Source organism: Microcoleus sp. T3_D1 (assembly GCF_036700405.1).
GTDB lineage: Bacteria > Cyanobacteriota > Cyanobacteriia > Cyanobacteriales > Microcoleaceae > Microcoleus.
Genome location: NZ_JAUBOV010000019.1, coordinates 58,487 through 68,713 on the forward strand (window position 1 = coordinate 58,487; position 10,227 = coordinate 68,713).

The window sequence follows — 10,227 nt, forward strand, 5'->3', positions numbered from 1 at the left end:
AATGCGAGTATCATGCTCGCTTGCCTATATATTGGGAGCATCTCATTTTCGCAAAAAGCTTTTTTTTACAGTGCGAGCGTCCTCGCTCGCGTGTTTTAGAAAGCACGCGAGCGAGGACGCTCGCACTACAAATCCAAAACTGAGATGCACCCTATATATTTATAACGATACAGATACTTGCACTCCTATGATCTCAACTCCCCTACCATCGGAATTAATATTACCCACAGCTTTCGACACGGCGCAGTGCCCCCTGTTCCGAAAATTAATCCGGGTAGTCCAAGGGGACTGCCGTCTCCTCTATATCATGTCGCTCGTGCAACCCAAATTGATATAAAACCCAAAATGATATTAACCCAAAAAATGTAACATGAAAGAACAGCTCAACTCTGCTTATCGTCACCTAATTGAAATGCTACGTACCTGTCCCGAAGGTGAAGAACGAGATATTTTGGATGACTATTCAGACATCCTTAATGAAAGTTTATTAGAGGTGATGGAGGATGTGGCAGATGAGTTATTAGTTGAGGAAAATGAAGAGGGATATGACTGGCTGCGGAGTGCTGTGGCGAAGATAAAAGACTTAATTCAAATTAGGTCTAAATTAGCTAATTCTCAAGACTTATTAAATTTTTTCATAGAAGTCTTGGAAGCAATCGAAGCAAGCGAAGGAGATGCAGAAGTTGTGTATCCTATTTTAGAGAAAAATTTAGATAAATTAGATGATAATTTTGCTGGGTTTTTGCGAAGTTGGGCAACTGACGTTTTAGCGAAATTAGATTCTGAAGAAGCTTACGATATAGCCACTGTAATTGGCACTTTTAGTGGTCTTATTCAAGAATTTACTCTGGGCGACTGTGTAAACAATATTGAAATTGCGATCGCGGGATATCAACAAGTAGCGACTGCGATCGATCGGGAAGATTACCAGCAGGATTGGTTGGTTACTCAAAACCATTTGGGATTTGCTTATCAAATTCGCCTTGCTGGGAACCGTAGCAGGAATTTAGAAAGGGCAATTGAGTGTTATGAATTAGCTTTACAATGTTGTAATGATACCGAGGAACCGCAATTAGGGAGTTTGATTCAACATCGCTTAGGTTTAGTTTATTTTGACAGAGTTGAAGGTGATTTAGAAGAAAATCTGGAGAGGGCGATCGCTGCTTTTGAATTAGCATTGAAAGCGTGGAATTGTCAAGAATCTCCCTTAAAAGGGGCGGAAGTTCAGCATGATTTAGGTTTGGCTTATCTCCACCGTATTAAGGGAGATGAATCGGAAAATATAGAACTAGGAATTAAATATTACCAAGCTGCTTTGGCTGTTTATCCAAAAGAGGATAATCCTACAGATTGGGCAAGAATTCAAAATAATTTGGGTCTAGCTTATTATAATCGTATTCAAGGAGAAAAATTAGATAACATTGAAAGGGCGATCGCCGCTTTTCACAATGCCTTACAAGTCCGTACTTATACGGATTTTCCCATACAGTGGGCAGAAACTCAAGAGAGCTTAGGTAATGCTTATATTACAATTGAAGAGAATCGAGACGACAATCTCCAAAAAGCAATTGAGTGTTATCAAGCAGCTTTAACTGTTTATAGTGCTGAAGACTTCCCCGAACAATCGAGTACGATCCAATTTTGTATGGGAGATGCTTACCGTCAAAAAATAGAAAATCGTGCTGATAATCTTGAGAAAGCGATTGAGTGTTATCAAACTGCTCTACAATTTTGTAAAAAAGAAGAATTTCCTGAATTATGGGCTTTTATTCATAATGATTTAGGGGCGACATATCTCAGCAGATTCAAGGGAAGTCAAGAACAGAATATAGAATTAGGTAGGAGTTTGATAGAGGCTACTTTACAAGTTTATAATCGTGAGGACTATCCCGACAATTGGGCGAACACTCAAAATAATTTAGGATTTTCCTATTACCTTTCTACAAGGGGGAAATATTCCGATAACTTGGAACGGGCAATTGCATATTATGAATTAGGATTACAAGTGTATAATTCTGAGACTTTTACAGAAGTGTGGGGACTGATACAACTTAACTTAGGAGTTGCTTATTTAGAGAGACTAAAAGGAGATTTTTCCGAAAATATTGAAGCATCAATTGCTGCTTCTCAAAATGCCTTAAATATTTATAATCCAGAGAGTTATTTAGAAAATTGGTTGAAAATTCAGAATAATTTAGGGTATGGCTATCAAAATAGAGTTAAAGGAGAGCGACTTGATAACCTCGATCGAGCTCTAGGCTATTATAAAATTGCTTTAGATGCTTGCTGTTATAGTCAATTTCCTGAAATTTGGGGTTTGCTCAAAAATAACTTAGGAACTTTTTATTTAAGAAATGCTCAAGGGAATCAAGCAGAAAATGTAGAAGAAGCTATTGTTCTTTATCTTACCTGTCTTGAATCTTATCAAAAAGCATTTAATCGTAAACAATGGTCGATGATTCAAAATAATGTAGGGATTGCTTACCTCAATCGCAAATATGGTAGCCGTCTCGAAAATATAGAATTAGCAATTGAAGCTTTTAATAATGCTTTGCAAGTTCGTAATTATGAAAATTATCCCGAACAGTGGGCGGAAACACAGCAGCATCTAGGAATTGCTCATAGTGAACGAATTTATGGCGATTCCTTACAAAGTTTAGAAAGTGCTATCAAATGTTATGAAAATGCTTTACTAATATATACTCGTTCAGATTTCCCTGAACAGTGGGCCATGCTGCAAAATAATATTGGTAGTGCTTATAGCGAACGTCTGCTAGGAGAGGAGGATAATAACTTAGAAATAGCCATTAATTACTATCAAATGGCTTTGCAAGTAAATACCCGTCAAATTAACCCTGAAAATTGGGCAATGATCCAAAATAATTTAGGAAATGCCTATAGGAGGCGCAGTATTCAAAATGAAGTTGAAAATTTAGAAATGGCTATTTTTTACTATAAGTCAGCTTTGGAATTTTATACTCAGAAATATTTTCCTGAAGATTGGGCTATGGTGCAATTAAACTTAGGTTATGCTTATAGCGATCGCACTCAAGGAAGTATTGACGAAAACCTAAAACTGGCGCGGGACTATTACCAAGCTGCTTTAGAAGTTTATACTCTCAAAGATTTTCCGGAAAATTGGGCAACTGTACAAAATAATTTAGGTTATCTCTACCACAATTTAGAGCAGTTTACCGAAGCAATGCAATACTTTAAGTTAGCATTAAAAGTCAGAACTCCTCAAGCTTTCCCCCAACTTTGTCTGATTTCGGGACAAGTTTTAGGTCAAATTGCCTTCAAATTAGGACTATGGAGAGAAGCCATTGAAGGGTATTGTCTTGCTATTGAAGCTTTAGAACAATTGCGAGTTTGGGCTAATACCGATCGACGCCGCCAAGAAATTTTAGGAGAAGATATATATCTTTATGAACATATTGTACAAGCATTAGTTAATACGAAAAATTTTCCACAAGCTTTTGAATATGTAGAACGTTCCCGTTCTCGTCGCTTAGTAGATTTAATTGCCAGTAATGACCTTTACTCTCATGGAGATATACCTTCAGAAATAGAAGAATATTTAGCAGAATTTGAAGGAATTCAACGACAGATAGATTGCGAACGTTACGGTTTAAAGAAATCAAGTAAAAAGCAGAAGTTAATTGCAGTTAGAGCTAAGGATCTAATTGATATGGATTGTACACGCAATAGAGCAGCTTTAGAAGCCATTAGTGAAAATATCCAAGGTTTAGAAAGTGAAAAACAACAAATTTGGGAACAACTAAGACGTTTAGATCCGGTTTTAGCGGGCGAAATTCAAGTCAGTCCCCCTAATTTAACCGCGATCCAAGAACTCATCGATCGCCCTACTACAGCAATACTTAATTTTTACACTACTGATGAAGATACATATATATTTGTTTTGCGACAATCCGAAGTTAATTTGTACAAAATAACCAGAAAACGAGGGAAAAACTTACAACAATGGCTTCATGAAGCTTGGCTAAAACCCTACTTGGAGGCTGGCGATTCAAGTAAATTAATCCAAGAGCAATTACAATGTAAAGCTAAGTGGAGAAATCGAATTCCGCAGTTTTTATCGAAACTTTCCCGCCGCCTGCAAATCGATAACCTGATTAGTCAGTACCTTAATAATATCGAGGAACTGATTATTGTTCCTCACCTTTGCCTACACCAAATTCCTTTTGCTGCTTTACCCTTAGAAAATGGTCAATATTTAGGAGATAAATTTCTAATTCGTTACAGTCCTAGTTGTCAAGTTTTAGAATTTTGCCACAAACGTCCACCTGTTAACGATCGACTAATGTATGGTATTGTGGAAGATGCAACGGAAGATTTACCCTGTGCAAGTTTTGAGGGTGAACAAATTGCCAAACTGTATAATATTCGCAATGAACAACACTTACGAGGACGTAGCCAAGCAACGGTCAGCAACTATCGGCAACTTTCTCTACAAGTCCAGGGAATTATCTCTAGCCATCATGCTCAATCTCGCCTTGATAATCCGTTAGAATCCCGACTGGAATTGGCAGATGGTAGCATTACTTTGGGGCAGTTAATGACACCGGGCTGGCGGCTTCCTCATCTAGTTGATGTGTTTTTATCCTGTTGTGAAACTGGGTTAGGAACTACGGAAATTACTGATGATATTTTGACATTATCGACGGGCTTTTTATGTGCAGGTGCTCGGAGTGTTGTGAGTACGCTGTGGGCTGTAGATGATTTAGCAACAGCCTTATTTTCAATTTTTTATCACAAACTTCGGCAGCAAGGAAGTAGCCGCCCAAAAGCCTTGCAGCAAGCACAAATAAATTTGCGATCGCTCTCTGGATCAGAATTTGTCGCTTGCTATTCTCCCCAACTTGCTGATTTATTAGAACGCAAATTTGAAGAGGCGGAGGGCGATCGCCAGTTTGCAGAAAACCAGCGTAATTCCTATCCCGAAGGTTCCCCCGACTACCTGCAATGGCTACAAGAGGAAGAAAAGCGGGCCGAAACAGCAACACGCAATTACAAAACTTTGCAACGACTGCAAATAATTAGTTGCTTAGATTTCCCTTTTGCTGACCCTTTTTATTGGGCCGCTTTCACTTGTTCCGGTTTACGGTAAACTTCAGCCTCAATCTAAATCTGGACTCTTCAGCATCCCCATTAACTTCCGCTTCCGATTGTGTACTTGCATAAGTTGAGAACGATAAGCACACCACTGAAGATTTTGCCCCATTTGTAAATAGGCAGCGCGGGCTTTTTCCAACCACTTAATTGCACGATCGTAATCCTCTGATTTTCCCCGATCCATAATCGATTCAGCAAGCCGACAAGCATTGGCGATCGTCCAATCGGGGCGGTGGGCGATCGCAGCCCCCATTACTCGGTGAATCAGTGCCGATTCGTAGCCACTCAAGCCATCAGCAACAGCGATCGCATCTTCAATAAGTCCCTCATAGAGAAAAATATCAACCTGTGCTTCAGAAACTCCCCAACTTCTATCACTTCTCAGAGTTGCCAACAAATTTGCTTTCACAGTTGACCAACTGTCTCCTGCAAACTCCTTCACTAAAAGATAATCGGCAAAGGATGGTTTGATTTGAAAGACGCGCATTCTAGAATTTAATGCAACTTCGTTTTCTCCCAACTCAACAGCCAACTCACTCGTCCAAATTGCCAGTTTATAAAGGCAATTGCCTGACAAATTCAACCCAGTTTGAGCAATTTTGAGAGCTTCAGCTTGGGCTTCCTGTGCTTGTAAACTTTGAGCGAGAGCAAAAGCATCTTCCGCTGATTTCATCTGAGTAGCAGCAGCTTCCACTGCTTCTTCTACTCTCCCCAAACGACTTAACATCGTCAAGTATTGTTGAGAGCAGTTTTCTGCTTGGGCTAAGTATAAGTATTCTTGATAGCGTTCCTGGCGATCGAGGATTTGCAAGCGAATTAATGCTAAGCTCTTAGCACATTTTGGTGCGTCATTAGCTCCTATTTCTTGCCCAGTAGTGTTTCCTTGAAGTACCTGTTGAATTAGGGGATCATCCCAACCTTGGCGTAAAGCTTTCAAGCTCATGGTGAAATCGCAATCCCATTCATCTTGCCAAGCTTCTAACATCACCTGGAAATCGATCTCTTCTTCAGCAGTTAGTTCAGCCGTCAAAATGGCTTCTGTCCAAGCTTCATCCAAAGCGTTAGCTATATCAGAACTTTCAGCGCCATATTCTTCTACGTCATCCCAATCTTTAACGCAGGCTTCGGTGATGGCTTGTAAAATTACTAAGGCGTTGTTACCATCTCCCTCTGCGCTCAATTCCTGTGCTTGCTGAATCACATCGAAAAGTTCTTCTGTAATGGGGTCTTCTTCCTCCCATCCATCCTCGAAATAACGCACAGCATTTCGCAAAATTTGTCGTACTTGTTGTCGAAAGGGAGCGGGATTAATGGAGGTGGGACGAGGTGCTTTAGTAGGTTGCTGTGGAGGCGTAGGAATAGCAATTAAGTTAACGTATCGTTCGATCGGATCAATGAGTGAGGGCTCCTTTTCTACTAAATTTTGTATTAATTGCTGGGTTTGTACATCGTTTAGGCGATCGAGTAACTGTTCCAGTGTGGGGCGCTGCTCAATTATTTGTGGTTGTCGCAGACATAATAACAGGGTAGCAACAATATGTTGACACCACCCAAAGCGATCGTAAGCACAAGTACAATTTGATGATGCCACATGAGCGTCATCAAAGTTTATCGTAATACGGTAAGGTTGAACTTCAGAACCCTCCACTATTGCTTGCACAATATTGCCACGCAGGACAGCGCTAGTAACATTACCCGCTAAATAGTAAGTTTCACCGCCCTTGAGGGAGGCGGCAGAGGTATTGTGCTGGATCGTCGCTTCACTAAGTTTGGGAATTGGCATGAGACTATGCCTGAGCAATTAAAGGATTTGACTTGATTTTACCTCAGAGATGTACTCTGCCTAGGATTTAATTACCTCTCAATGTAAGATTTACAGAAAATTTAATAATCCGTAAAGCAAGCACTGAGAAGGTTTGCAGCTTGATGAGGGGAAATTTTTTCTGAAAATTTTGCATAATTGTTTCCCTACCCCCTGGTTAATAATAGAGCGCAGTTGGCCAACTAGCTTCTCCCTTATCCCTTTCTTTGACGGAGAAACGAGCTGTGATACCTATAGTTTCATCTACCCCCCTGACATTATTAGTAATGGGGGTTCCCAATGCTGCGGGAGAAATTATTGCCAATATAGAGGCAAGTTTAGTATCAGCCATTGGTAGTTATTGCTTGATGGAAATTGCCCAAGCTGAGCGCAGAACAAAATGTAGTTCTGGAGAGGACGATCCGATAGTTCCTCCGAACTAAGGAATGAGAATTAAATAACTTCCACAAGTTTGTGGGATGGGCGTCCCGCCCGTCCAAAAAGGACGGGCGGGACGCCCATCCCACAATAACAATTAAAATTGTAAGTTATTTAATTTGCGATCCTAAATAACTTTAATTGTTAGCGAGCTTTCAGTAGGGTGCGTCAGCTAGTTAAATGGTGAAGCAGGAGCGAAAAACTGAGAACTACTGACGCACCCTACTGTAATTTAATTAAAATTTAATTAATTAGGTTCTCTGCCCGAAGCACTGAGCCTCTCGCGGGCAAAACTCTTCCAAATACTTAATTCTGGAAGTTTCCACGCCACACCTTCTTGTTGTTGGCCTTGTGTCGAGCAATTCAGGCATTTTTGCCAGCAAGAAAGAGCTGCTGTTGTATCCCCTTTTGCTTCGAGAACTTGTGCTAGCAAGCAGTGTGCTACAGTATAGGATTTATCTAATTCAATTGCTTTTTGCAAGTGAGTCTCGGCGTCACTGTAAAGTTGCAGCCCTAGATAAGCCCATCCCAAATTTTTGTGGAGCGTGACTTGCACCATTTTGTCATTAACTTTTGGCAAAATGGAGAGAATTAGCTCTACCGCTACGTCAAAATTTTCGCTGAGAATTTCCAATCGAGCTAAATTATTGACAGCCGCACCGGCAGCGCGACTGTTTTTATATTCTGCTGCTTTTTTGTAGTGCTGGCGAGCGTTGGGCAAATCTTCTAGTTTTTCGTAGGTTGACCCTAAATTGTAGTTAGCTGCTGGCAGTTCTGGATTGTAGCGAAGGGTTTGTGTTAAATAACATTTTGCCGTCTGTAACTCACTCTCTAAGTATTTCTTGTAACCAATTTGATTCAGGTATTTAGCGATTAATTGATGGGTGACAAATAGCCTAGCCTGCGGGCTGACTGTCAGGCGTTCTTCCCCAGACTCGGTGAGGGCTTGCAGGAGCGATCGCTCGATTAGAATTTCTACAGCCAGTTTCAATTCTGATAAGTCTTCAGCAAATAGTAGACTCGATTGCAACTCGCTAAGGGTGGCGGGTTTATTGCTCGCCAAACAAGACAATACTTTTACTTCTAATTCATGAAAATCCTGAAATTTCTCCTCAAAATAATCTCGGACAATGCCCTCAATAACCGACGGAGTTTTTTTAATTAGTTGTGCTAAATTGCCCGCTAACATATCTTGAGCGTGAGTGACGGCTATTTTTAATAGGAGGGGATTACCGCCATATAGGTAAATGAGTTCTGATAGTAAATTACTCTCTGAAGTAGAAACGTGGGGGGCGGATAAAATGATTTCTTTGGCATCCTTTTCAGGTAATTCTCTCAGTTCTAAATCTCGACAATGTAAGGTTCTTTCTGCTAAATTATCGAGTTCTATAGGGTGAGTCCAACTGATGAGAAGCAGGCAACTTTGGTGAGAGGTTTGTGCTATTTGTTGGAAGAGTTCCCCGTAACTTTCGTATCCGGGACGGTATTGTCCTGGTAGCTGTCCGCTTTCGAGGATAGTTTCGACTTCATCGAAGACTAATAAACAGCGGGTTAAACGCAAATATTCTATTAACTGGGAGATGAGTGAGTTGCTGGGTTTGGGAATGTCGATTTCTGAATGATGAGAGAGGAATTGCAAGATGTCTGGCAATAGTTTTTCAAGGGGGCCAGAGGTGGCGAGGTTTCGCCAGATTATGGTTTGAAATTCCCCTTTAATTTGTTGTAGAGTTTGGGTAGCTAATGCTGTTTTGCCAATCCCTCCCATGCCACAAATTGTGACTACTCGACAACGGTTTGTCACTATCCATTTTTTGAGAGTTTCTATTTCGTAATGCCGCCCGTAGAAAGGTTCTTTAGCTGGGACTTCTTCCCAATCAATACGCGGTGAGAATTGAGGGATAGTTGTGTCTTGGAAGCGGGTATTCTCTACGACGGTTGGATAAACTTCGCGGTCGGTTGTAGCATCGTGACGGTTATTGGCAACTTGTTTCTGGTATTCAGTTACGAGAATTTGCTGGAGTTTGGCTAATTTTCCAGGCCCGGCACCTTGAACTTCAAATTTTTTATATACTTCTCCCAGGCGTTTTTGTAAGGCATCTTTGCGAACGCGAAGCTGGTCTGAAATATCAGACATGGATTCGCCTTTGATTGCTCTTGATAAGACCTCAAATTCGTTTTCGGAAATGCCAACTTTAGTGGCTAAAGTTATTAAAAAATCTTCGGGAAGTTTCATACTACGTTGAATACAGGTATTACAAAGCGGGCGGTTCTATTCAAAGATAGCTGGGAAAGGACGGGGCGATCGCGCGAAATCAGCGAACACAGAAATTTTGGCATTGGAAACAGAGGTTTCTGGGCTGTAACTTGATTATATGGGCTTTTTTCTCACTTAGAACGCGATAAACGAGATAGACAACAGAAGAAATGAGGGGTGGGGCCAACCAAGACTTCTGGGCTGTAACTTGATTATATGGGCTTTTTTCTCACTTAGGACGAGGTAAACGAGATAGACAACAGAATCATTGAGGGGCGATCGGCTGAAATTTGGAGCAGTTGCTCGATCGGGATACTTGATTGGTGGAGGTTTAGAGCTTGTTTCAGTTGCCGTTAGAGGCAGGGCTGTTTCATTCTCCTGTAGGGGCAAACCCCCCGTGGTTGCCCCGATCGCTGAAATGCCCAATTTATCCTGTCTGGGCCAGGGCGGGCACGGGCCAGGGCGGGCACGGGCCAGGGCGGGCACGGGGCTGGGCGGGCACGGGCCAGGGCGGGCACGGGGCAGGGCGGGCACGGGCCTGGGCGGGCACGGGGCTGGGCGGGCACGGGCCTGGGCGGGCACGGGGCTGGGCGGGCACGGG

The 10,227-nt window shown here is 41.7% G+C and carries 4 protein-coding genes; 2 read left to right on the plus strand and 2 right to left on the minus strand.

Annotated elements, in window-relative coordinates; translation table 11 throughout:
- The first annotated feature begins 370 nt into the window (after positions 1-370).
- On the plus strand, positions 371-5,128 hold the full coding sequence (locus tag QT992_RS11160; protein WP_333342911.1) for a CHAT domain-containing tetratricopeptide repeat protein: 4,758 nt from the start codon (positions 371-373) through the stop codon (positions 5,126-5,128).
- Between the two features lie 9 nt (positions 5,129-5,137).
- On the opposite strand, the gene QT992_RS11165 is transcribed toward QT992_RS11160, so the two are convergent.
- The gene (locus QT992_RS11165) at positions 5,138-6,916 is read right to left on the minus strand and encodes an SWIM zinc finger domain-containing protein (protein WP_333342912.1); all 1,779 of its coding nucleotides are present in this window, start codon (positions 6,914-6,916) and stop codon (positions 5,138-5,140) included.
- 263 nt (positions 6,917-7,179) lie between these two features.
- On the opposite strand from QT992_RS11165, the gene QT992_RS11170 reads away from it, so the two are divergent.
- On the plus strand, positions 7,180-7,377 hold the full coding sequence (locus QT992_RS11170; RefSeq protein ID WP_333229020.1) for a hypothetical protein: 198 nt from the start codon (positions 7,180-7,182) through the stop codon (positions 7,375-7,377).
- Positions 7,378-7,619: 242 nt separating this feature from the next.
- Here the strand turns inward: QT992_RS11170 and QT992_RS11175 are convergent, their stop codons facing one another.
- Entirely contained in the window at positions 7,620-9,605 is a 1,986-nt protein-coding gene (locus QT992_RS11175) for an NB-ARC domain-containing protein (RefSeq protein ID WP_333342855.1), read from the minus strand.
- Between the last annotated feature and the right edge of the window lie 622 nt (positions 9,606-10,227).

Coding starts and splice junctions, on each gene's coding strand:
- QT992_RS11160 (WP_333342911.1), top strand. CDS start 371: ATGAAAGAACAGCTCAACTCTGCTTATCGTCACCTAATTGAAATGCTA.
- QT992_RS11165 (WP_333342912.1), bottom strand. CDS start 6,916: ATGCCAATTCCCAAACTTAGTGAAGCGACGATCCAGCACAATACCTCT.
- QT992_RS11175 (WP_333342855.1), bottom strand. CDS start 9,605: ATGAAACTTCCCGAAGATTTTTTAATAACTTTAGCCACTAAAGTTGGC.